Source organism: Jejuia pallidilutea, from assembly GCF_002973595.1.
GTDB lineage: Bacteria > Bacteroidota > Bacteroidia > Flavobacteriales > Flavobacteriaceae > Jejuia > Jejuia pallidilutea.
Window position 1 is genome coordinate 694,207 of sequence record NZ_PVEO01000001.1, and the last position, 22,094, is coordinate 716,300.

The following is a 22,094-nucleotide window of genomic DNA, read 5'->3' on the forward strand; positions in this document are numbered from 1 at the left end:
TTTATTTATACTTTTACATCAGTTGTAAATTTAACCAATATATAACATGAAATATACGCCAATAAACAATAAACTTTTTACAAAAAACAGAAAAAAATTTGCTTCGCAAATGAAGCCAAATAGCTTAGCTATTTTTAATTCTAACGACATATATCCTATTAGTGCCGATAGCACTTTACCGTTTCAACAACATAGAGATATTTTTTATTTAAGCGGTGTAGATCAAGAAGAAAGCATTTTGGTAATTTTTCCCGATTGCCCTAAAGAAAAGCATAGAGAAATTCTTTTTCTAAAGGAAACCAATGCACATATAGCTGTTTGGGAAGGCGAAAAACTAACCAAAGAAAAAGCCTTTGAGACCAGCGGCATTAAAACAGTGTATTGGCTGCAAGACATGGAAAAGATACTATTTGAAATTATGACGCAATGCGATACCGTCTACATAAATACCAATGAACACTACAGGGCAAATGTTGAAGTTGAAACGCGCGAAGACCGATTTACAAAATGGTTGAAAGAAAAATATCCTGCACATGCTGTTGCAAAAAGCAATCCTATTTTGCAACGTTTACGTTCTGTGAAGGAAACTATTGAAATTGAACTGATACAAAACGCATGTAATATCACAGAAAAGGGTTTTAAACGCGTTTTAAACTTTGTAAAACCAGGTGTGATGGAATACGAAATTGAGGCAGAATTTATGCATGAATTTTTAAGAAACCGCTCTAAAGGGTTTGCTTACACGCCTATTATTGCATCTGGAAACAACGCGAATGTATTACACTACATAGAAAACAATCAACAATGTAAAACTGGCGATTTAATTTTAATGGATGTTGGTGCAGAATATGCAAATTATGCTAGTGACATGACGCGTACTATTCCTGTTTCTGGTAGATTTTCTGAAAGACAAAAAACTGTTTATAATGCTGTTTTACGAGTAAAAAAAGAAGCAACAAAAATGCTAGTTCCCGGAACTATGTGGGAAGACTACCATATTGAAGTTGGTAAGCTAATGACTTCGGAACTAATTAGCCTAGGATTGCTAGACAAGGCTGATGTACAGAATGAAAATCCCGATTGGCCTGCTTACAAAAAATACTTTATGCATGGCACAAGCCACCATATGGGACTAGACACACACGACTATGGTATTTTAACCGAGCCCATGGTAGCTAACATGGTATTTACCGTAGAACCAGGAATTTATATTCCAGATGAAGGATTTGGCATTCGTTTAGAAGACGATATGGTTATTCAAGAAAATGGAGCCCCAGTAAATCTTATGAAAAATATACCTATTGAAATAGATGAGATTGAAAGCTTAATGCACTCATAAACATTGGCTCGCTAAAAAATCCTAAAAAAAGCACCTTGTTGGTTTAAATGTTAAATTTCAACAAGGTGCTTTTTTTATTAATTTATACTCTACACTTTCTTACTATAATTTTTTTAATTGTGTATTTCTTCTATTAAACAGCCACTAAGTCAAATAAATAATTATTTAGCTTTTTTAGCGTTTTTATTTTGTTCTTGGTATCTACAAGCAATGAAATATTATTTTTACTTCCACCGTAAGAAATCATTCTAATTTTTACGTCTTTTAAAATTTTAAATAGCTTGTGTGTGCTTTCATGATCTACAATGGCATGCCCAACCAAACAAATAATGCTTTGGTTTTTATCTATTTCTATAGACGCGAAGGTTTCTAATTCTGAAACAATCTTATCTAGATTTTTATCATCATCAATGGTTAACGAAACGGCAACCTCAGAAGTTGTAATCATATCTATAGATGTTTCGTAGGTCTCAAAGATTTCAAAAACTTTTTTTAAGAACCCATGAGCCTGAAGCATTCTACCAGATTTAATTTTTATGGCCGTAATATCATCTTTTGCGGCAATAGCTTTTATACCAGTTTCAAAATAATTGCTTGTTATAGAAGTACCTCTTGCCGCAGGATCCATAGTATTTTTTAACCTAACAGGAATACCGTATTCTCTTACAGGAAGCACAGTTTGTGGGTGTAAAATTTTGGCGCCAAAATAAGCCAACTCCGCTGCTTCGTCAAAAGATAAATCTGAAATAGGTTTTGTGCCTTCCACAAATCTTGGATCGTTATTGTGCATGCCATCTATATCTGTCCAAATTTGCACCTCTTCTGCTTTTATGGCAGCACCAATTATAGTTGCTGTATAATCGCTTCCTCCTCGTTGTAAATTAGAAATCTCACCTTTAGCATCTAAACAAATAAAACCTTGGGTAATGTAAATTTCAGCAGTATCTGCTGCATCCAAAACAGCACTTAGCTTTTCTTCTATCTCATGAAACGATGGCTCCTTGTGGGCATCTATCTTCATAAAATCTAAGGCTGGCAGCAATGTAGAACTTATACCCTCTTGCTTTAAATATGCATTAAACATAAATGTAGACATTAACTCGCCCTGAGCTAAAATCTCATTTTCTACTATTTGTGTGAATGGTTTTTTGGCAGATACTTTTAAAAAATTAAAACGCTCTGAAACATAATTTTCAACCTCGTTTTTTAAAGCCTCTTCAGATATTAGTTTACTAATAACATTAGTATATTTACCATGAAGCGTATTAATGCTTTGTAGCGCTGCATTTGGATTTAATGCTTTAATATTTTTAGCAATTTCCACTAAGGTGTTTGTTGTGCCAGACATAGCCGAAAGCACCACTATCTTTTGTGTTCCATCGTTAATAATATCCTTAACGTTGGCCATATTCTCTACTGAACCTACCGATGTACCACCAAATTTTAATACTTTCACTAGTTTTTGTTTTTTTTGATTATAAATAATGAGCGTTATAAACATTGGCGTGATTGTACTACGCTCATTTTTTTTGAAATGCAAAAGTAGAACACATCTACAAACAGTGCATATTTTTATTAAAAAATGTTTATTTTTGCACAAGTTGTTAAATAATTAACATGAAAACCATATCTAACTGCGTAGAAGACATTCTCATCTCCCAACCTTATCTTGAAGAGGCGTTGGCCAGAAACATAATTAACTATAGCGCTTTAGCTGTTGAACTCACGGAGCCTATAAGCAAAATGCTTAAAAAAGAGGTGAAACCAGGGGCTATAATGATGGCCTTAAGGCGTTACAACCCTCCACCAACATTGGGCAACACCATAAAAATGAAAAAAGTTATACAAAATCTTGGTGATATTACAGTGCGCTCTAACTTAACCGACTTTACAGTAAAAAACTCTTCAACACTTATTGATAATCATGCTAAAATATTAGAGCGCATTAACCAAGAAGATAAGTTGTTTTACACGTTTACCAGAGGGATACACGAAAGCAACATTATCGTTTCCAGCAGTGTGAGCGATTTTGTAAAAAATCATTTAAAACACGAACACTTTATAGCTGTACAAGAGAATCTTTCTGCCATTAGTATTAATTTACCTCAAGATAATTCTAAAATTGCAGGATTATACTATCACTTCTTTAAACGTTTGGCTTGGGAGGGCGTGGTTTTGTACGAAGTACTTTCTACAACAAACGAATTTACCATTTTAGTTGAAGATGAATTTGTGGATAAGGCATTTACAGCCATTAAAAAAGTAAAGTCTTAAACTGTAGCTTTATTTTTTGAAACTATGTTTACCAGAATAAAAACCACAAAAGCGGGCAACACCCATCCAAAACTGTGGGCACTTAGTGGGATGAATTTAACAATAGATTTTAAGGTTTCTGAAGGCCACACAAAACCAACAATATCTGGAATGCTGAATATAAAGGTTACTAAAACTACATACCGAAATACCATTGCTGAAGCAAACCGTTCTGGGATTGAATTTAATAGAATTAAAACTATAGTTATGGGATAAACAAACAACAAAAACGGAATGGCTATAACTACAATGGCATTAAAGTTTAATTGACCTACCACAACACCAAACACACACGAAAAAATAGCAGTTATTACATATGCCTTTTGCGAATTTTTAAAAAGTCCTTTAAAGTAATCGGATGTTCCAGCAACTATACCAACTGCAGTTGTAAAACAGGCCAATGCTATTAAAACACTTAATATAGAATTGCCTAAATTCCCCAGTGCTGTTATGCTAATATTTCTTAATAAGTTGGCCCTTTGCATATCATTGCTCAAGGTAGCATCTATATTAATCTCTGAACTAAAAAAAGCGCCTGTTGCAATAAGACCTACATAAATAATAAACAAACATAATCCTGCAATAAACCCTGAAGATTTAATAAGCTGCTTTTTTTCTTCAAAAGTAAACTTAAATTTATCGTTAACAGAAATAATAATTACCGCACCAACAACCACAGAGCCAATAGCATCAAAAGTTTGATACCCTTCTAGAATTCCTCCTAGAAAAGGATTTTGAAAATTAGAAGCTGTTGTACTAAACTCTGAAGTAAACAAACTAACAGCGATTACGGTTAATAAAATAACCACTATTATTGGTGTTAAATACTTCCCTACAAACTGCAAAATTTTAGAACGGTTTAACACAAAAACTAATACCAAAGCAAAATACATAATGCTAGTATATAACGATGTTAATTGAAAATTGGGTGCTATAGCAATTTCATGAGTAGCCGCAGCAGTTCTTGGTGAAGGAATAGTTACTGCTATAACATAAATAATAACACAATACAGGATACTAAACCTTGGCGATACTTTTTTTCCAAAATCATACAACGTACCTTGTAATTTAGAATGTGCATAAATACCCAGAATAGGCACAAAAACCGCTGTAAGCATAAAACCAATACTCACCAAAAACCAATTGGCACCAGCATTATATCCCAAAAAAGGCGGCAACAACAAATTACCTGCACCAAAAAAAAGTGAAAAGAGCGCAAAACTAGTAACCAGTAGTGCTTTTGTTTTTTTCATTCTATGATTTTTTATCTTTGGCCAAGATAAATTAATTATGGTTTTAGAACATAAGGGAATATCTATTTTTTATACGGATACAGGAAAAGGACAAGCACTTGTGTTTTTGCATGGTTTTTTAGAAAATAGCAGTATTTGGGCCTCTTTTATACCAACGCTATCTAAAAAGAATCGTGTAATTTGCATCGATTTATTAGGACATGGCAAAACAGGTTGCTTAGGCTACATACATTCTATGGAACTTATGGCCGAAGCGGTAAATGCTGTATTACGCAAATTAAAAATAAAACGATCTATTTTCTTCGGACATTCCATGGGAGGCTACGTCGCTCTTGCTTTTGCCGATAAAAAACCAGATGCTGTAAAAGGACTGTGTTTAATAAATTCTACTACTATAGCAGATAGTGAAGAAAAAAAGCAAAATAGAGATAGAGCCATTTCTGCCCTAAAAGAAAATCACAAATCATTTATTCGAATAGCCATTTCTAATTTATTCAGACCAAAAAACAGAACTATTTTTTCTCATGAAATTAAAAATTTAAAAAAAGAAGCACTAAAAACACCACTGCAAGGCATAGTGGCAGCATTAGAAGGTATGAAAACAAGGGTAGATAGAGAAGCCTTACTGCACTTTGGACCATATAAGAAAATGATGGTTATAGGCAAACACGACCCTGTATTAGATTATAATACATTAATTAAACAGGCAGAAGGCACAACTGTAAAAGTAGTAGAGTTTCCTGATGGTCACATGAGCTTTATTGAAAATAGAGTAGAATTACTACAAAATATTGTGTATTTCATCGAATAATTATGCTTTATGACGGATTATTTGCATAAATTTATTAGTTTTAAGCCCCTTAGCTAATACAATAAAACTTAACCTATGCAAAACAAAAGTACTAACACAGCCTTCATCCCCAAGATGTACTGCAACATTTTTGGACATGACTACTACGTTACCAAAAAAGTAACCCGACACGTAAAAGAGTATACCTGCTCACATTGCAAAAAGCAATTAACCACTAGTAGCAATGGAAATTTAGTAGAGCTTACACCTAAGTTTAAAGAGATAAATGCTATTCTAGAGCGTATACACCAGTCGCGAATGAATCGTTTAAAGGAGAAAACATTCGCTTCGTCGATTTGTTAACTGTTTATTAACATTTTTGTTTCGTTTTTAATATTTTCACGACTCTCTCACTAAAATTATTAATATGCGAACAAAATGAAGCACCTACATTGTAAAGTATTTGGGCACAATTACAGAGTGTCCCGACACGTAACGTACCATGTGAAAGAATACACTTGCTACAATTGCAAAAAGCAACTTACTACAAACGGCAAGGGCAATTTAACAGAACTTACACCTAAGTTTAAAGAAATTAACGACGTTTTAGAACGTATACACCAAAAGAAAAACAGAATTAGATTAAAAACTGATAAAGTGAACAAGGATTTGCTTTTGTTTAGTCATTAAAGTTTTTCCACCCTTGCGCTTTTAACTCTATTTTGGTATCGGCTCTTGTTACCAAATGCAATCCTGCAGATTCTTCTGTTATATAGCCAATAACCGACAAATTAGGGTTGGCTTTTATTTTAGGAAAATCTTCTTGCTTAATGGTAAACAATAACTCATAATCCTCTCCTCCATTTAAGGCTACCGTAGTACTATCTATATTAAACTCCTCACAGGTAGAAATCACCTGAGGATCTAGAGGAATTTTATTTTCATACAAATCGCAACCTACTTTACTGCTTGTGCATAAATGAATAATTTCAGAAGACAAGCCATCGCTTATATCAATCATCGCTGTAGGCTTTACTTTTAATTCTTTCAGCAATTTAACTATGTCCTTACGTGCTTCTGGCTTTAATTGGCGTTCTACTATGTAAGTGTAGGGTTCTAAATCGGGTTGATTATTTGGGTTTACCTTATACACTTCTTTCTCACGCTCTAAAACCTGTAAGCCCATGTAAGCACCTCCTAAATCTCCAGAAACGACCAACAAGTCATTTGGTTTTGCCCCATTTCTGTATACAACTTCATCATTAGAAACTTCGCCTATTGCCGTAACCGAAATAAGTAAACCCGTTTTAGAAGATGTAGTATCTCCACCAACAACATCAACACCATAAAGTTTTGCCGCTGTTTCAATTCCTGCATAAAGTTCCTCTAATGCTTCTAAAGGAAACCTATTTGACACCGCTATAGAAATGGTAATTTGTGTTGCTTTGGCATTCATAGCATAAACATCAGATAAATTTACCATAACTGCTTTGTACCCCAAATGTTTTAGTGGCATATAGCTTAGATCAAAATGCACACCTTCAACCAATAAATCGGTAGTTACCACTACCCTCTTATTCTTAAATTCTAAAACCGCGGCATCATCTCCAATTCCTTTTATTGTAGATTTTTGCTGTATTTTAAAATTTTTGGTTAAATGGTTTATGAGTCCAAATTCGCCTAAATCCCCTAAATCTGTTCTTTGTTGGTTTTTATCTTCTATCATACTGCAAAAATAAGAAGGCTTTTTAATTTACCTTACTTATTAAACCATTAAATTTTAATAGATTAAATTTGTTTAGCTTAAAATAAAATCTTGCAATATTAAAAACATATGTTACGTTTTGTTTAAGCAACGAAAAAGAAAAATGTTACTTATGATTATTGTTTTTAACCTTTTAAAGAGAGGCTTACTGTTGGCTCTTATTACCATAACAATAGCTTCTTGCAATACCGAACCCGTGGAGCTTATAGTTACTGCCGATACGGATAATGATGGCATTACGGATAATTTAGACAATTGCGTTGATACGCCCAACCCAAACCAAGAAGATAATGATAATGATGGTATTGGGGACATCTGCGACACCTCTATAATTAACCCATTTGCAGCCTGTAACGGTGGGTTTGCAGATATTTACCCATGTAACGGTTACGATTTAATATTCCATATACCACTAGTAACATTTAGTGCTGAGTCCGGTAACGATTCCTGGGGATGGACCGACCCTGAAACAGGAAAAGAATATGCACTTTTAGCCACAGACCGCAACACTTGTTTTGTAGACATTTCAGACACCAACAACCCCGTTTATTTAGGGCACGTACCCACAGCTACCACAGCAAGCCCTTGGCGAGACGTTAAAGTTTACAAAAACCACGCGTTTATAGTTGCCGATAATAATGAAGGGGAGGATAGTCATGGGCTTCAGGTTTTTGATTTAACCAGATTGAGAAATGTAACCAACCCTCCAGAAATATTTGTGCCCGATGCCCGTCTTGAAGAGATTGGTAGAGCACACAACGTGGTTATAAACGAAGGAAGTGGATACGCTTACATTGTTGGTGGCAATAGAAATAGTACGTTTACGGGAGGCCCCATTTTTGTAAATATTCAAAACCCTAAATTGCCTATAATTGAAGGCGGCTTTTCTGAAGGCGGTTACTCTCACGACGCCCAAGTTGTTACCTATAGCGGACCAGATACTGATTATTTAGGGAGAGAAATTTTAATAGGAAGCAATGAGAACGAAGTGGTTATTGCCGATGTTACGGATAAAAACAACCCTGTTAAAATCTCAACAATTTCATATCCAAACGTAAGATACGCGCACCAAGGTTGGTTTACCGAAGATATGAGGTACTTTATTTTAGGAGACGAACTAGATGAAATACGCATTGGAAACAATACAAGAATTATAACTTTTGATTTTTCAGATTTAGACAACCCACTATACCATTTTGATTATTTAGCCAACAACACTTCTATAGACCATAATGGCTACGTTAAAGGCAACACATATTTTCAAGCTAGCTATAGAGCCGGTTTACGCGTGTTAGACATTAGTAATATTAACAGTAAATCTTATACAGAAATTGGTTTTTTTGACACCTATCCTGAAGATAACGCCACAGCTTTTGATGGCGCTTGGAATGTGTATCCTTATTTTGAAAGTGGCAACATTGTAATAAGCGATATTAACCGAGGACTTTTTGTTGTTAGAAAAAACAACTAATTACTCTTACAAATCACCAAATGGCTATACAACATTTCCATAGAGTTATTTCAATTTTAACGGTATGCCTTATAATTTTAAACTGCACCAACAGTACTAATGATCTAGAAAATTTACAAATTGAAAAAAATATAGATTTTATAAAAACCCTTGGAGGCAGCTTAAACGAAAGTGCACAATCTGTTGTTAAAACCACAGATGGTGGTTATGCTATTTTAGGGCATACGCAAAGTATAGATGGCGACATTGAAAATAAAACAAATGATTCTTTCGACTATTGGCTGTTAAAATTTAACAGCAATAACCAATTACAATGGCAAAAAACATATGGTGGAAGCGATGACGATAGAGGCTTAGACATAATACAAACCCAAGAAGGAGGATATGCCATTTTGGGGTATAGCAAAAGTAGAGATGGTAATGTAACAGAAAGTTTTGGAGCCAACGATTTTTGGATTGCAAAACTTAACACTTTGGGTGGCATTATTTGGCAAAAATCTTTTGGTTTTTTAGGCGCAGATATTGGTTACGCCATAATAGAAACAAAGGATAATGGCTACTTAGTAACAGGCGTTTTAGATGTTTCAGCTTCCGGTGGGCAAGGAAATAGCAAAACAATGGGAACACTTCATGCTGGCGGCGATTATTGGGCCATAAAACTAAATTCAAATGGTGAAAAAGAATGGAGTCAATTTTTTGGAGGGACATTTACCGATACTCCTTACGATGTGGTTCAAACTGAAGACAACGGGTACTTAATAGTTGGGTCTTCAGACAGTGATGATGTAGACATAAAGGGCAACAAAGGCACCTACGATTTTTGGGTCATTAAAATATCTGAAACCGGAAGCTTACTTTGGGAAACTTCTTTTGGCGGCTCTGAAATTGATGAAGCTTGGGGCATCGTAGCATCCAATGATGGTAATTTTATTGTTGCAGGAGACACAAGGAGCAACGATATAGATGTTGAAAAAAACAATGGTGCAGCTGATGCTTTTATTATTAAAATGACTCCCAATGGTGATTTAATCTGGAAAAAATCGTTTGGAGGCACCAGTTTTGATTCGGCACGTTCCATTTCAAAAAGTAACGATGGCGGTTTTATAATTTCGGGAAGTTCAAGAAGTTCAAATGGAGATGTTTTAAAAAATAACGGGCAAAACGATGCTTGGGTATTCAAAATTAGCAGTAATGGCAATTTAGAATGGCAAAAAACCATTGGTGGCTCAAATATAGATTTGGCTTTTGGCGCAGTTGCACTTCATGATAATTCTGTTATAGCGGTTGGAGAATCCAGCAGTTCTAGTGGTGATATTACAGAAAACAAAGGATTCTCAGACCTTTTAATTTTCAAAATAAAATGATACTGAAGAAAATCATCCCAATACTTCTAATTATAGTTGCTGCAGTTTTTTCTTGTAGTAATGACGATACCGCTCCACAAAGTAGCAATATTACCTTTAGCTTCAGCCACTCTTGGGATGGAACACCAATAACAAATTCAGATTTTAACACCATAAAATTCACCAACGCTAATGGAGAAGATTTAAGCATTACTAAATTAAGGTACATCGTTTCCAAAATAATATTTACAAAATCTACCGGAGAGGATTTTATTTTTGAAGGATACCACCTTATAGATCTTACCAATACAACAAGTCTAGATTTCTCTGTTTTTGAAGCGCTACCGTACGGTAAATACACTAATGTGTCCTTTATTTTTGGATTAAATAACGAAGACAATTACAACAATAATTACCAAGACCTAAATTCAGCTTCCTGGAATGTTCCAGATTTACTAGGTGGCGGCTACCACTACATGCAACTAGAAGGTAAGTTTATAGATAACACAAGTACAGAAACAGGCTACGCTTACCATGCTATTAGGGCTGTAGATAATTCTGGAGCTAGTTTAAGTTTTGAAGATACTTTTTTTGAGGTTAATTTAGGGGAAGCAAATATTACAGACAACGCCAAATTTAATATAGAAATGAATGTTGCTGAATGGTTTAAAAATCCAAATACATGGGACTTGAATATGCTTAATAACATGCTCATGCCAAATTTTAATGCACAAATTTTAATGTTTCAAAACGGGCAGAATGTATTCAGTTTAAAATCAATAGCACAATAAATTTATGAATTATTACAGCCTACATACCTTGCTATTTATAATGTTTATTTGCTTTTCTTGTACAAACGAGCCTGTAGAACAATACGCACCTACGCCATCGGCCCTAAAAATACCAAAGCTTTTTAGTGAAAACATTATCGCGCCGGTAATTCCAAGTAATAACCCACAAACGGTTGAAGGCGTTAGGCTAGGAAAAAAATTGTTTTTCGACCCTATATTATCTGGAAATAATACCCAAGCTTGTGCCAGTTGCCACTCCCCAAAAAATGCATTTACAGATACCTCAAGGTTTAGCAATGGTATCGATGGCCGTTTGGGCCTAAGAAATGCTATGCCATTATTTAATTTAGCATGGAATTACAATGAACGGTTCTTTTGGGATGGAAAATCGTTTAGTTTAGAGCATCAGGCTTTTATTCCTGTTACAGACCCTTTAGAAATGAAAAGCACATGGGCCGATGTAACAGAAAAATTGCAACAACATCCTGAGTATCCAACATTATTTCAAGAAGCTTTTGGGACATCTCAAATAGATTCTACGCTTGTAACTAAGGCCATGGCCCAATTTGAACGCACCTTAATTTCTGCTAATTCGAAATTTGACCAGTATCTTTTAGGCGAAACCGAACTATCGGGAGAAGAATTAAACGGTTTTAATGTATTTATGGATGAAACTAAGGGCGACTGTTTTCATTGCCATGGCAGTGATAAAAATCCACTTTGGACGGATAATGCATTTCACAATAATGGCTTAGACGAAACATTTACAGATTTGGGACTGGGCGCTGTTACAGGCGATCCTGCCGACAATGGCAAATTTAAATCGCCATCACTTCGCAATGTAGAGTTTACAGCACCATACATGCACGACGGTAGATTTACAACACTTGAAGAAGTGATTAACCATTATAGTGAAGGATTGAAAAACTCTTCAACTATCGATCCTCTTATGAAAAAAGTATCACAAGGAGGTGTAGGGCTGTCGGAAAAAGACAAAGCAGATTTAAAGGCTTTTCTCTTAACATTGTCTGATTTCGAATTTATAAACAACCCTGATTTTTTAAATAATTAATTCACTGTAAATAAAGAGATTACACCTACACTTCTTAAAAAAACACTCATTTCATCGAAAAAAAATACATATTATCGGATATTTATATCTTATTTACGATATTTGTAGTCCCCAAATTTAGTATGATAATGATGTTTGAAAAACCTATAAATAGATTCTGTGCCATGTTTGGGCACAATTTTAAGTTAGTATCCAAAATAGACGAAGATACTTCCGAACTTGTTTGCAAATGTTGCCACAACCATTTTATTTCCACAAATGGCGGTAATATTATGAACCTCTCAGTGTACGGAGACATGAAATCTTTTTCAAATTATTTTAAAAAGAAAAGAGTATCTCGCTTAAGTAAATTTATTGGCTTCGAATAAATTTCAAACCAAACCGTCTTTCCCACACTTGTTTGTTTTTTTGTTAACTAACATATACAAACTTAAGAAGCACGCTACACCACTGATTTTTAAACCTCTAGAAACACCCTGGAGCAACCCGTAATTACCATAACAAAAACCTATAAAACTATATGCTAATATAATGTTAGGATATATCTTATTGCGCTACTTATATTGTATATTTGTTCTTTATTTAGAAACTGTCTTAATAAAAATTATTAATTCAAAACTAAATTTAACTTAAAGGTGATATGATAAAAGTATCTGAAACAGCAAAAAAGAAAGTGGTTGAACTTATGGCAGACGATGGCTATAATGCAGCTACTGATTATGTGCGGGTAGGCGTAAAAAGTGGCGGCTGTTCTGGATTATCTTACGATTTAAAGTTTGATAAAGAACAACAAGATGGCGACAAAGTTTTTGAGGATAATGGTGTTAAAATCATAGTTGACAAAAAAAGCTTTTTATATCTAATTGGCACAACTTTAGAATATTCAGGTGGATTAAACGGCACAGGCTTCGTTTTTAACAACCCTAACGCCAACCGAACGTGTGGTTGTGGCGAATCATTTTCACTTTAAAAAAATAAAGCACTATGTCAAAGTATACAGAGGATGATTTACGTGAAGAATTAAAGACCAAAGAATACGAATACGGTTTTTATACAGATATAGAGTCGGACACATTTCCTAATGGACTAAACGAGGATATTGTTCGTGCTATTTCTAAAAAGAAAGAAGAACCAGAATGGATGACTGAATGGCGTTTAGAGGCATTTAGAATTTGGAAGGAAATGGAAGAGCCAGAATGGGCAAATGTAAAATATAAAAAGCCAGATTTCCAAGCTATTTCATACTACTCCGCGCCAAACAGCAAACCTAAATACGATAGTTTAGATGAGGTAGACCCCGAACTATTGGCTACTTTCGAGAAACTTGGTATTTCTTTAGACGAGCAGAAAAAATTAGCTGGCGTTGCCATGGATGTAGTTGTAGATTCTGTCTCAGTAGCTACTACTTTTAAGAAAACACTTGGTGAAAAAGGTATTATATTCATGAGTATTTCTGAAGCCATTAAAGAGCATCCAGAACTCGTAAAAAAATACCTTGGCACCGTTGTCCCCCAAAAAGACAACTTTTATGCCGCTTTAAACTCCGCTGTTTTTAGCGATGGTTCGTTTTGTTACATACCAAAAGGTGTAAAATGCCCTATGGAACTATCAACATACTTTAGAATTAACCAAGCAGGAACCGGACAATTTGAGAGAACACTTGTAATTGCAGACGAAGGCAGTTATGTAAGTTACTTAGAAGGTTGTACTGCTCCTAGTCGTGATGAAAATCAACTCCACGCCGCTGTGGTAGAACTTATTGCATTAGACGATGCGGAAATAAAATACTCAACTGTACAAAACTGGTTTCCAGGGAATGCCGAAGGTAAAGGTGGTGTATACAACTTTGTAACCAAACGTGGCCTTTGTGAAACAAATGCTAAAATTTCATGGACTCAAGTAGAAACTGGTAGTGCTGTAACTTGGAAATACCCGAGTTGTGTTCTTAAAGGCGACAATTCAGTTGGTGAGTTTTACTCTATTGCAGTTACCAACAACTACCAACAAGCAGATACTGGAACAAAAATGATTCATTTAGGTAAAAACACCAAATCAACCATCATTTCAAAAGGTATTTCAGCAGGTAAGTCTCAAAACTCATACCGCGGTTTGGTACAAGTAAACTCTAGAGCAGAAAATGCACGCAACTTTTCGCAATGCGATAGTTTATTAATGGGAAATGAGTGCGGTGCACATACCTTCCCTTATATTGAAGCTAAAAATCAATCTGCAAAAATAGAACACGAAGCTACTACTAGTAAAATTGGTGAAGATCAAATTTTCTATTGCAACCAGCGAGGTATAGATACTGAAAAAGCTATTGCCTTAATTGTTAATGGATTTAGTAAAGATGTATTGAACAAACTGCCTATGGAGTTTGCTGTTGAAGCACAAAAATTATTGGAGATTAGTTTAGAAGGCTCTGTTGGATAAATAAATTTAGAGCATGTTATATTAAGCAATAGCTAAATACAATATTAACATACATAAAAATGAAGAAATTACTTTTTATTACTCTAATAGTTGTAGCGTTTACAAGCTGTAAAAGCGATAAAAAAACAGAAAACTATGAGACCCCTACGGCTCAATCTGATGAAAAAACAGCTAATAACAGTGATGAGTTAACGCTTTTAAAAGGTGAGTTTGTATATTATGATGGTGCGGCAGTTTTGCAAACTAATACCGAAATTTATGGTGTTTTGCTAACAAATAAATTTAAGGAGTTGAATGATCGTGCAGAACGTTTTAAAACCAATCCTACAGACTATGTTGTAATTGAAATACGGGGTAGAATAACAAACGAAGCACACGAAAAAATACTTTGGGCAAATAAGGTTGAAGTAGTTGAAATATTGAGTGTAAAACCAAGTTCTGAAGAAAGTAATACTATTGTAAAACTAGGAAGTTAATCCATATAAAAAACCAAAAATTATAAAACAGCAATTACAATTTTATGTTTTTGTATTGAAATATTAAAAAAGATATGTTAAAAATAAATAATTTACATGCAAGCGTTGAAGGTAAAAGTATCTTAAAAGGTATAAACCTAGAAGTAAAACCAGGTGAAGTACATGCAATTATGGGGCCTAACGGTTCGGGTAAAAGTACATTGGCATCGGTTGTAGCAGGAAGGGAAGATTACGAAGTTACCGAAGGCAATATAATTTTTGAAGGTGAAGACATTGAAGAATTGGCTGCCGAAGAGCGCGCTCACAAAGGTGTATTTTTATCATTTCAATATCCTATTGAAATTCCAGGAGTTTCTGTAACCAATTTTATGAAAACTGCTATTAACGAATCTCGTAAAGCTAGAGGTTTAGAAGAAATGCCTGCGAAAGATATGTTGAAGTTGATTCGTGAAAAATCTGAGTTACTTGAAATCGATAGAAAGTTCCTGTCGCGATCTATAAACGAAGGCTTTTCTGGAGGTGAAAAAAAACGTAACGAAATTTTTCAAATGGCTATGTTGGAACCAAAATTAGCCATTCTTGACGAAACTGATTCTGGACTAGACATAGACGCACTACGTATTGTTGCCAATGGTGTAAACAAATTAAAAAGCAAAGACAATGCTGTTGTTGTTATTACGCATTACCAACGTTTGTTAGATTATATTGTGCCAGATTTTGTGCACGTTTTACATAACGGTAAAATTGTAAAATCTGGAACAAAAGAACTAGCCCACGAGCTAGAAGCTAAAGGCTACGATTGGATAAAAGAAGAAGTTGGCGCTTAGCGCCAGTAACCAGTACACAGTCGCAGTAAGCAGTTACAAGTACTGAATACTGAATACTGAGGTACTGAATACTGAAAAAACATGGATTTAAAAGAAAAATTAGTATCATCATTTTTAGCGTTTGAAAACAGAGTAGATGTAGATGCCTATGCGCACAATCTTCGATCTGATGCTATTAAGATATTTGAAGAAAAAGGCTTTCCTTCTAAAAAGGAAGAGGCTTGGAAATACACCTCTTTAAACAGTATTTTAAAGGAAGATTATAGCGTATTCCCAAAGCAAGAAAATGCTCTGGAATACAGCCAAGTAAAACAGTATTTTATTCACGACATTGATAGTTATAAAATTATTTTTATTGACGGCAAATACTCATCACATTTATCACAAACCACTCATGATGGTATAGATGTATGTTTAATGTCGGCCGCTTTAAACAAACCAAAATATCAATTGGTTATAGAGAATTACTTTAACAAAGCAGCAGGAAAAGACAGTCTAACATCCTTAAACACTGCATTTTCATGCGAAGGTGCCTACATTCATATTCCAAAGAATAAAATTGTAGAAAAACCAATTCAGATTTTACATTTTTCAACAGGAAACGAATCGGCAACCATGTTACAACCACGAAATTTAGTGGTGGTAGGCGAAAATTCGCATGTTCAAATTATAGAGCGCCATCAAAGTTTAACAGATAATCCTGTGCTCACCAATAGTGTTACCGAAATTTTTGCAAACAAGCGCGCCATTGTAGATTATTATAAAATTCAAAATGATAAAGAAAACGCTTCTCTTATAGATAATACCTTTATTAAACAAAAAAGGGAAAGTTTAGCTTCCGTTCATACTTTTGCTTTTGGTGGCAAATTAACGCGTAATAATTTAAACTTTTATCAAAACGGCGAACGTATAGATTCTACCTTAAAAGGCATCACTATTATTGGCAACAAACAACATGTAGACCACAACACGTTGGTACACCATATAGAGCCTAATTGCGAAAGTCATCAAGATTATAAAGGTATTTTTGCCGACCGCTCTACAGGTGTGTTTAACGGGAAAGTTGTTGTTGAAAAAGAGGCTCAAAAAACTAATGCGTTTCAAGCCAACAACAATATTTTAATAAGCGATAAAGCATCTATAAATACCAAACCTCAACTAGAAATTTTTGCCGATGATGTAAAATGTTCCCATGGTTGTACTATTGGGCAGTTAGATGAAAATGCTATGTTTTACATGCGGTCTCGTGGTATTCCAGAAAAGGAAGCACGCGCATTGTTAATGTTTGCATTTAGTAATAATGTTTTAGAGTCGGTTAAAATTCCAGAGTTAAAACAACGTATTACCAAAATAATCGCCAATAAGTTGGGCGTAAATATTGGATTCGATCTTTAGTACTGAATACGCTTTCGGTAGCCATAAATGTTTAATTAATTTGAAGCTAATCCCGCTTTCGGCAGTCGCTCTATGCGAGTAGCTTCAACAAATGCCTCAATCGGGGCTAAACCATATATGCCATGCTTAATGTAGAAAACATTCGAAAAGACTTCCCCATTCTTTCTCGCAAAGTAAATGGCAAACCTTTAGTATATTTAGATAATGCTGCAACATCGCAAACACCACAACAGGTTATAGATGTTATTGTAGACTATTACTCTAATTACAATGCTAACATTCATCGTGGTGTTCATACATTAAGTCAAGAAGCTACAGATTTATACGAGGCATCTCGCCAAAAAATACAAGCGCATTTTAATGCAAAATTTTCACATGAAATAATTTTCACCTCGGGCACTACACATGGCATCAACCTAGTAGCAAACGGATTTTCATCCATTCTAAAAAAAGGCGATGAAATTATAGTTTCTGCATTAGAACATCATAGTAATATTGTACCATGGCAGATGTTGTGTGAGCGTACTGGTGCAATTTTAAAAGTTATTCCAATGAATGATGAGGGCGAACTTATTATATCGGAATTCGATGCGCTGCTTTCTAAAACTACCAAATTGGTGTTTGTTAACCATATCTCAAACGCTTTAGGCACAATAAACCCTATAGAATATATTATTGGAAAAGCACACGAGGTTGGAGCTGCTGTTTTGATTGATGGTGCACAGTCTACACCACACATAAAACCAGACCTTCAAGCCTTAGATGTAGATTTTTATGTTACCTCCGCCCATAAAATTTGTGGGCCTACAGGCATTGGTATGCTTTACGGAAAAGAAGAATGGTTAAAAAAATTACCACCCTATCAAGGTGGTGGTGAAATGATTGCTGAAGTAACTTTTGAAAAAACTACATACGCAGAATTACCTCATAAGTTTGAAGCAGGAACACCCAATATTTGTGGCGGTATAGCTTTTGGTGCCGCTGTAGATTACATGAACAATATTGGTTTTGATAATATTGCGGCTTACGAAAACGAACTGCTAGAGTACGGCACAGAAAAACTTTTACAAATTGAAGGTTTAAAAATCTATGGGGTTTCTAAACATAAAACCTCTGTAATTTCTTTTAATCTAGAAGGCATACATCCTTACGATGTGGGCACCATTTTAGACAAACTTGGAATTGCAGTGAGAACAGGCCACCATTGCGCACAACCTATTATGGATTTCTATAAAATTCCAGGAACTGTTCGTGCATCTTTCGCATTTTACAATACCAAAGCTGAAATTGATGCTTTAGTTGAAGGTGTTAAAAAAGCTAAAATGATGCTATCTTAAAAATTTGGCGTCTTTTTTGTAAATTCCATTGTAAACTTTAATTAAAATGAAAGCACTACTAATGTGTATCTGCCTATTTGTGTTACGGTGTTGTTGGGGACCAACAGAATATCAAATAATGCAAGTCTTACAAAACGATGCTAATATTTTGAAAACGCTTTATGGAACTTATAAGATAAACACCTTAAAACTAGAAGAAGTATCAGTGCACAACATTACCATTTCATTTAACGACAGTACGAAACAAGTATCTGGATTTTCGGAGTGTAATCGGTTTTTTGGCTCATATAGATTAGAAGAAAACATCCTAACCTTCAATCAATTAGCATCAACAAAGATGTTATGTTCTGAAGATAAAAATAAAACAGAAAGGAAGTTTCTTAAAACTTTAGAAAAAGCCAATACTATTTACTTTTCAGAAAATGGATTTTCGCTTTTCAATAATAAAACCTTGCTATTATCTGCTTCAAAAGTAATAGAAGAAAACCATCTAAGTTTTGAGTATTCTGCATCCTCAAGAGGCAATTACAAACGTATTAAAATTGATAAGACACATATTGAACTCTCAAAGAAAAGAGCAGGGAAATCATTAAAGCGCTCCATAGATTCTAAACATTGGGAAACACTAGTAAAACTCTCAGAAGCTATTGAAATTAAAAGTATTAATAATTTAGAAGCTCCAAGCAAAAAATTTCAGTTTGATGGTGCGCCTTTAGCACATCTTAAAATAACTTTAAACGGGCAAACCTATACATCTGCACCTTTCGATCATGGAAACCCACCAGAAGATATTGCAGAATTAGTTAAAGAAATCTTATCAATAGCTGAAAACATTGAATAGCAACATTTCTTGTTGTATTTTTGTTATATAAATTTAGGTTTGAAAAAATAAATTCATGAGTATAGAAGAGATTCAAAACGAAATAATAGACGAATTTTCAATGTTTGAAGATTGGGAAGAACGTTACCAATATATGATTGATTTAGGGAAAGATTTACCCTTAATTGACGACCAATACAAAACCGACAGCAATATTATAAAAGGCTGCCAAAGTAAGGTTTGGGTACACGCTGAAATGAACAACGATAAAGTGGAATTTACCGCCGATAGCGATGCCATTATTACAAAAGGTATTATTGCTATTCTTATTCGTGTATTTTCAAATCAGCATCCTAAAGACATTATTGACGCCGATACTGATTTTATTGATAAAATTGGATTAAAAGAACATTTATCACCAACACGTGCCAATGGCTTAGTAAGCATGGTGAAGCAATTAAAAATGTATGCCATTGCATACCAAACACAATTGAACTAAGTTTAAACGTTGGCGTTTTTATTCGTTTAAACGCATCAACAAATAAACCTTTAAACAATTAAAAAAATGAGTGAACCAATAGATACAACCGAATTAGGCGAAAAAATAGTAAACGTTTTAAAAACGATTTATGATCCAGAAATTCCAGTAGATATTTACGAATTAGGACTAATTTATGATGTGTTTGTAAATGAGGACTACGACGTAAAAATTTTAATGACCTTAACAACACCAAATTGTCCGGTAGCAGAAACTTTACCGCTAGAGGTTGAAGAAAAGGTAAAATCGTTAAACGATGTAAACGATGCAGAGGTTGAAATTACTTTTGATCCGCCTTGGACTCAAGAACTAATGAGCGAAGAAGCAAAGTTAGAACTAGGAATGCTTTAATAAGTCTGCAGTTTCAGTAACAGTTTTTAGTAAATTTACCTTATACAATTTTGAAAGACGAGATTATAAATCGCGTAGCGAATAGTAAATTGGTTACCATAGACCTAGAGGATTATTATCCTGAAGGTAAGCGTGTGTTGTTTGATATTAAAGATTGGCTTTTTGAAGGTTTTGTACTTCGCGAGAAGGATTTTAGACAACAGGTAGCCGATTGTAATTGGAGCGATTACAAAAACCAATATATAGCTTTAACCTGTAGTACAGATGCCATTATTCCCGGTTGGGCGTATATGTTGCTTAGCATAAACTTAGAGCCTTACGCTAAAAAAATTATTATTGGCGATTTAGAACAATTAGAAACATCTATCTACCAAGATATAATAAACAACTTGGATGTTTCTGGGTACCAAGACAAGCCAATAATAGTAAAAGGCTGTGCTAATAAACCTGTTCCCCAAAATGCCTACATTATGCTTAGCAATAAGTTAAAGCCCTTTGCCAAATCTATTATGTATGGAGAAGCTTGCTCTTCTGTGCCACTTTACAAAAAGAAATAGCACCATTAGTGACCTCATAATATTATGTGGGTCAAACAATTGGGAAATCAAAAATCACAATGTTTTCTTTAAATAAAACCTAGGATTAGGAGTTCTTTTTCAAAAGAAATATCTTAACATTTGTTAAAAATTAATATATATTTGCCCACATTTTAAAAACTAATGAGAATGAAAAAACTATTATTTTTCGCAGTATTATGTTTAAGCGTTTCAGCTATTAGCGCTCAAACAAAAGAAGAGTTAGAACAACAAAAAGCTGAAAAACAAGCTGAAGTAGATGCAGCACAAGCTGAAGTTAAAGCTCTACAGGCTAAAATAGATGCACTACCGGGTTGGAGAAAAGGTGCTTTTGGTACAATTGGTGGTAGCTTGTCTAATTTTAACAACTGGTATGCACAAGGTGTTCCTAACAATGCCTCTGGTAATATTGGTTTTACTTTAAATGCATTTGCTAATTTAATTGAAGAGGATTTTTTCTGGAGAAATAGCTTAACAACCAATTTAAACTGGGTAAAGTTTGATGACAAAGATATTGCTACAGACGATGATAGCTTTAGAACAGCTACTGATGTATTTAATATCTCATCATTATACGGTAGAAACATCGCCAAAAACCTAGCAGCATCTGCTCTAGCAGAATACAGAACCACCATATTAGATAACTTTAACGACCCTGGTTATTTAGATATTGGTATTGGTGCTACTTGGACTCCTATAGAAAACCTAGTTGTGGTTGTACACCCATTAAACTACAACTTTGTATTTGCTGATGAAGACACTGTTTTTAACTCCTCTTTAGGTGCTAAAATTGTTGCAGACTATACCAGACAAATTGGCGCTATAGCTTTTAAAACTAATCTATCTGCGTTTCAAAGTTATGAGTCTGGAGACTTATCTAACTGGACGTGGACCAACTCTTTTAGCTATACCCTTTGGAAAATGATTGGTGTTGGTTTTGATTTTGGTTTGAGAAGTAACAAACAAGAAGCCCTAAACTATTCTATTAATACCCTAGGTAATGCTGGTGAAACTTTTGATACTGTAGATAACGACTTACAAAGCTATTACACTATTGGTTTAAGCTATAAGTTTTAATAGCTAGTTATATAAACTCACTAAGGCTAAATTAAAAGCCAAATAATTTGAGTAAAAAAAGGTTCTTCACAAACGAAGAGCCTTTTTTTTAACCCCAAATACCATACTTTATTCAAAGCTTAATACTT

The 22,094-nt window shown here is 34.5% G+C and carries 23 protein-coding genes; 20 read left to right on the forward strand and 3 right to left on the reverse strand.

The features are described from left to right. Nucleotides 1–46 precede the first annotated feature (46 nt). Nucleotides 47–1,339, forward strand: coding sequence for an aminopeptidase P family protein (locus tag CLV33_RS03090; RefSeq protein ID WP_105472653.1), 1,293 nt, complete (start codon nt 47–49; stop codon nt 1,337–1,339). A 133-nt stretch (nt 1,340–1,472) separates the two neighbouring features. Here CLV33_RS03090 and CLV33_RS03095 read toward each other — a convergent pair whose 3' ends face one another. Beyond that, nucleotides 1,473–2,795, reverse strand: a complete 1,323-nt coding sequence (locus tag CLV33_RS03095) for an aspartate kinase (protein ID WP_105472744.1) — start codon at nt 2,793–2,795, stop codon at nt 1,473–1,475. Between the two features lie 161 nt (nt 2,796–2,956). On the opposite strand from CLV33_RS03095, the gene CLV33_RS03100 reads away from it, so the two are divergent. After that, on the forward strand, nt 2,957–3,613 hold the full coding sequence (locus tag CLV33_RS03100; RefSeq protein WP_042242160.1) for a hypothetical protein: 657 nt from the start codon (nt 2,957–2,959) through the stop codon (nt 3,611–3,613). On the opposite strand, the gene brnQ is transcribed toward CLV33_RS03100, so the two are convergent. Further along, the gene (brnQ, locus tag CLV33_RS03105; protein ID WP_105472654.1) at nt 3,610–4,905 is read right to left on the reverse strand and encodes a branched-chain amino acid transport system II carrier protein; all 1,296 of its coding nucleotides are present in this window, start codon (nt 4,903–4,905) and stop codon (nt 3,610–3,612) included. The two genes, CLV33_RS03100 and brnQ, sit on opposite strands and share 4 nt — an antisense overlap. A 37-nt stretch (nt 4,906–4,942) precedes the next feature. Between brnQ and CLV33_RS03110 the strand changes: the two genes are divergently transcribed. Beyond that, nucleotides 4,943–5,716 (forward strand): alpha/beta fold hydrolase, encoded by a 774-nt coding sequence (locus CLV33_RS03110; RefSeq protein WP_105472655.1) that lies wholly within the window; start codon nt 4,943–4,945, stop codon nt 5,714–5,716. Nucleotides 5,717–6,133: 417 nt separating this feature from the next. Next, nucleotides 6,134–6,385, forward strand: coding sequence for a hypothetical protein (locus CLV33_RS03120; RefSeq protein WP_042242167.1), 252 nt, complete (start codon nt 6,134–6,136; stop codon nt 6,383–6,385). On the opposite strand, the gene thiL is transcribed toward CLV33_RS03120, so the two are convergent. After that, nucleotides 6,375–7,421, reverse strand: coding sequence for a thiamine-phosphate kinase (thiL, locus tag CLV33_RS03125; protein WP_105472657.1), 1,047 nt, complete (start codon nt 7,419–7,421; stop codon nt 6,375–6,377). The two genes, CLV33_RS03120 and thiL, sit on opposite strands and share 11 nt — an antisense overlap. Before the next feature lie 151 nt (nt 7,422–7,572). Here thiL and CLV33_RS03130 point away from each other — a divergent pair, with 151 nt between their 5' ends. The 16 genes from CLV33_RS03130 to CLV33_RS03205 all read left to right on the forward strand — a co-directional run bounded on the left by CLV33_RS03130 (nt 7,573) and on the right by CLV33_RS03205 (nt 21,966). After that, a complete protein-coding gene (locus CLV33_RS03130; RefSeq protein WP_105472745.1) occupies nt 7,573–8,931 on the forward strand; it encodes a choice-of-anchor B family protein in 1,359 nt (452 codons plus the stop codon). Between the two features lie 20 nt (nt 8,932–8,951). Continuing rightward, the gene (locus CLV33_RS03135) at nt 8,952–10,295 is read left to right on the forward strand and encodes a hypothetical protein (RefSeq protein WP_105472658.1); all 1,344 of its coding nucleotides are present in this window, start codon (nt 8,952–8,954) and stop codon (nt 10,293–10,295) included. Further along, nucleotides 10,292–11,065, forward strand: coding sequence for an MbnP family protein (locus CLV33_RS03140; RefSeq protein ID WP_105472659.1), 774 nt, complete (start codon nt 10,292–10,294; stop codon nt 11,063–11,065). Before CLV33_RS03135 ends, CLV33_RS03140 begins: the two co-directional genes overlap by 4 nt. Before the next feature lie 4 nt (nt 11,066–11,069). Further along, nucleotides 11,070–12,137, forward strand: a complete 1,068-nt coding sequence (locus CLV33_RS03145; RefSeq protein ID WP_211297528.1) for a cytochrome-c peroxidase — start codon at nt 11,070–11,072, stop codon at nt 12,135–12,137. 128 nt (nt 12,138–12,265) lie between these two features. Then, nucleotides 12,266–12,505, forward strand: coding sequence for a hypothetical protein (locus CLV33_RS03150; RefSeq protein ID WP_042242172.1), 240 nt, complete (start codon nt 12,266–12,268; stop codon nt 12,503–12,505). 272 nt (nt 12,506–12,777) lie between these two features. Continuing rightward, complete coding sequence (locus tag CLV33_RS03155; RefSeq protein ID WP_045370917.1) at nt 12,778–13,107, forward strand: HesB/IscA family protein; 330 nt, start codon at nt 12,778–12,780, stop codon at nt 13,105–13,107. Nucleotides 13,108–13,121: 14 nt separating this feature from the next. Further along, the gene (gene sufB / locus CLV33_RS03160) at nt 13,122–14,570 is read left to right on the forward strand and encodes a Fe-S cluster assembly protein SufB (RefSeq protein ID WP_105472661.1); all 1,449 of its coding nucleotides are present in this window, start codon (nt 13,122–13,124) and stop codon (nt 14,568–14,570) included. A gap of 59 nt (nt 14,571–14,629) precedes the next feature. Then, nucleotides 14,630–15,046, forward strand: a complete 417-nt coding sequence (locus CLV33_RS03165; RefSeq protein ID WP_105472662.1) for a hypothetical protein — start codon at nt 14,630–14,632, stop codon at nt 15,044–15,046. Nucleotides 15,047–15,120: 74 nt separating this feature from the next. Next, nucleotides 15,121–15,873 carry a Fe-S cluster assembly ATPase SufC gene (gene sufC / locus CLV33_RS03170; protein WP_042242179.1) on the forward strand — a complete coding sequence of 251 codons (753 nt, stop codon included), beginning with the start codon at nt 15,121–15,123 and terminating at the stop codon, nt 15,871–15,873. Between the two features lie 81 nt (nt 15,874–15,954). Continuing rightward, nucleotides 15,955–17,268 carry a Fe-S cluster assembly protein SufD gene (gene sufD, locus CLV33_RS03175; protein ID WP_105472663.1) on the forward strand — a complete coding sequence of 438 codons (1,314 nt, stop codon included), beginning with the start codon at nt 15,955–15,957 and terminating at the stop codon, nt 17,266–17,268. Between the two features lie 122 nt (nt 17,269–17,390). Continuing rightward, nucleotides 17,391–18,605, forward strand: coding sequence for an aminotransferase class V-fold PLP-dependent enzyme (locus tag CLV33_RS03180; protein WP_105472664.1), 1,215 nt, complete (start codon nt 17,391–17,393; stop codon nt 18,603–18,605). A gap of 46 nt (nt 18,606–18,651) precedes the next feature. Further along, nucleotides 18,652–19,446: an META domain-containing protein gene (locus CLV33_RS03185; protein WP_105472665.1), complete on the forward strand. Its 795-nt coding sequence runs from the start codon at nt 18,652–18,654 to the stop codon at nt 19,444–19,446. A gap of 55 nt (nt 19,447–19,501) precedes the next feature. Then, on the forward strand, nt 19,502–19,924 hold the full coding sequence (locus CLV33_RS03190; RefSeq protein ID WP_042242188.1) for a SufE family protein: 423 nt from the start codon (nt 19,502–19,504) through the stop codon (nt 19,922–19,924). A 66-nt stretch (nt 19,925–19,990) separates the two neighbouring features. Continuing rightward, nucleotides 19,991–20,314, forward strand: a complete 324-nt coding sequence (locus CLV33_RS03195; RefSeq protein WP_042242190.1) for an SUF system Fe-S cluster assembly protein — start codon at nt 19,991–19,993, stop codon at nt 20,312–20,314. A 50-nt stretch (nt 20,315–20,364) separates the two neighbouring features. After that, nucleotides 20,365–20,871, forward strand: a complete 507-nt coding sequence (locus tag CLV33_RS03200; RefSeq protein WP_105472666.1) for a DUF2480 family protein — start codon at nt 20,365–20,367, stop codon at nt 20,869–20,871. Between the two features lie 168 nt (nt 20,872–21,039). Then, nucleotides 21,040–21,966, forward strand: coding sequence for a DUF3078 domain-containing protein (locus tag CLV33_RS03205; RefSeq protein ID WP_042242195.1), 927 nt, complete (start codon nt 21,040–21,042; stop codon nt 21,964–21,966). Nucleotides 21,967–22,094 lie beyond the last annotated feature (128 nt).

Bases quoted from the DNA above. Each gene is read 5' to 3' on its own strand.
- CLV33_RS03180 (WP_105472664.1), top strand. From the start codon at position 17,391: ATGCTTAATGTAGAAAACATTCGAAAAGACTTCCCCATTCTTTCTCGC.
- CLV33_RS03130 (WP_105472745.1), top strand. From the start codon at position 7,573: ATGATTATTGTTTTTAACCTTTTAAAGAGAGGCTTACTGTTGGCTCTT.
- brnQ (WP_105472654.1), bottom strand. From the start codon at position 4,905: ATGAAAAAAACAAAAGCACTACTGGTTACTAGTTTTGCGCTCTTTTCA.
- CLV33_RS03120 (WP_042242167.1), top strand. From the start codon at position 6,134: ATGAAGCACCTACATTGTAAAGTATTTGGGCACAATTACAGAGTGTCC.
- CLV33_RS03185 (WP_105472665.1), top strand. From the start codon at position 18,652: ATGAAAGCACTACTAATGTGTATCTGCCTATTTGTGTTACGGTGTTGT.
- CLV33_RS03165 (WP_105472662.1), top strand. From the start codon at position 14,630: ATGAAGAAATTACTTTTTATTACTCTAATAGTTGTAGCGTTTACAAGC.
- thiL (WP_105472657.1), bottom strand. From the start codon at position 7,421: ATGATAGAAGATAAAAACCAACAAAGAACAGATTTAGGGGATTTAGGC.
- sufB (WP_105472661.1), top strand. From the start codon at position 13,122: ATGTCAAAGTATACAGAGGATGATTTACGTGAAGAATTAAAGACCAAA.
- CLV33_RS03140 (WP_105472659.1), top strand. From the start codon at position 10,292: ATGATACTGAAGAAAATCATCCCAATACTTCTAATTATAGTTGCTGCA.
- sufC (WP_042242179.1), top strand. From the start codon at position 15,121: ATGTTAAAAATAAATAATTTACATGCAAGCGTTGAAGGTAAAAGTATC.
- CLV33_RS03110 (WP_105472655.1), top strand. From the start codon at position 4,943: ATGGTTTTAGAACATAAGGGAATATCTATTTTTTATACGGATACAGGA.
- CLV33_RS03090 (WP_105472653.1), top strand. From the start codon at position 47: ATGAAATATACGCCAATAAACAATAAACTTTTTACAAAAAACAGAAAA.
- CLV33_RS03150 (WP_042242172.1), top strand. From the start codon at position 12,266: ATGATGTTTGAAAAACCTATAAATAGATTCTGTGCCATGTTTGGGCAC.
- CLV33_RS03155 (WP_045370917.1), top strand. From the start codon at position 12,778: ATGATAAAAGTATCTGAAACAGCAAAAAAGAAAGTGGTTGAACTTATG.
- CLV33_RS03100 (WP_042242160.1), top strand. From the start codon at position 2,957: ATGAAAACCATATCTAACTGCGTAGAAGACATTCTCATCTCCCAACCT.
- CLV33_RS03205 (WP_042242195.1), top strand. From the start codon at position 21,040: ATGAAAAAACTATTATTTTTCGCAGTATTATGTTTAAGCGTTTCAGCT.
- CLV33_RS03195 (WP_042242190.1), top strand. From the start codon at position 19,991: ATGAGTGAACCAATAGATACAACCGAATTAGGCGAAAAAATAGTAAAC.
- CLV33_RS03145 (WP_211297528.1), top strand. From the start codon at position 11,070: ATGAATTATTACAGCCTACATACCTTGCTATTTATAATGTTTATTTGC.
- CLV33_RS03135 (WP_105472658.1), top strand. From the start codon at position 8,952: ATGGCTATACAACATTTCCATAGAGTTATTTCAATTTTAACGGTATGC.
- sufD (WP_105472663.1), top strand. From the start codon at position 15,955: ATGGATTTAAAAGAAAAATTAGTATCATCATTTTTAGCGTTTGAAAAC.
- CLV33_RS03190 (WP_042242188.1), top strand. From the start codon at position 19,502: ATGAGTATAGAAGAGATTCAAAACGAAATAATAGACGAATTTTCAATG.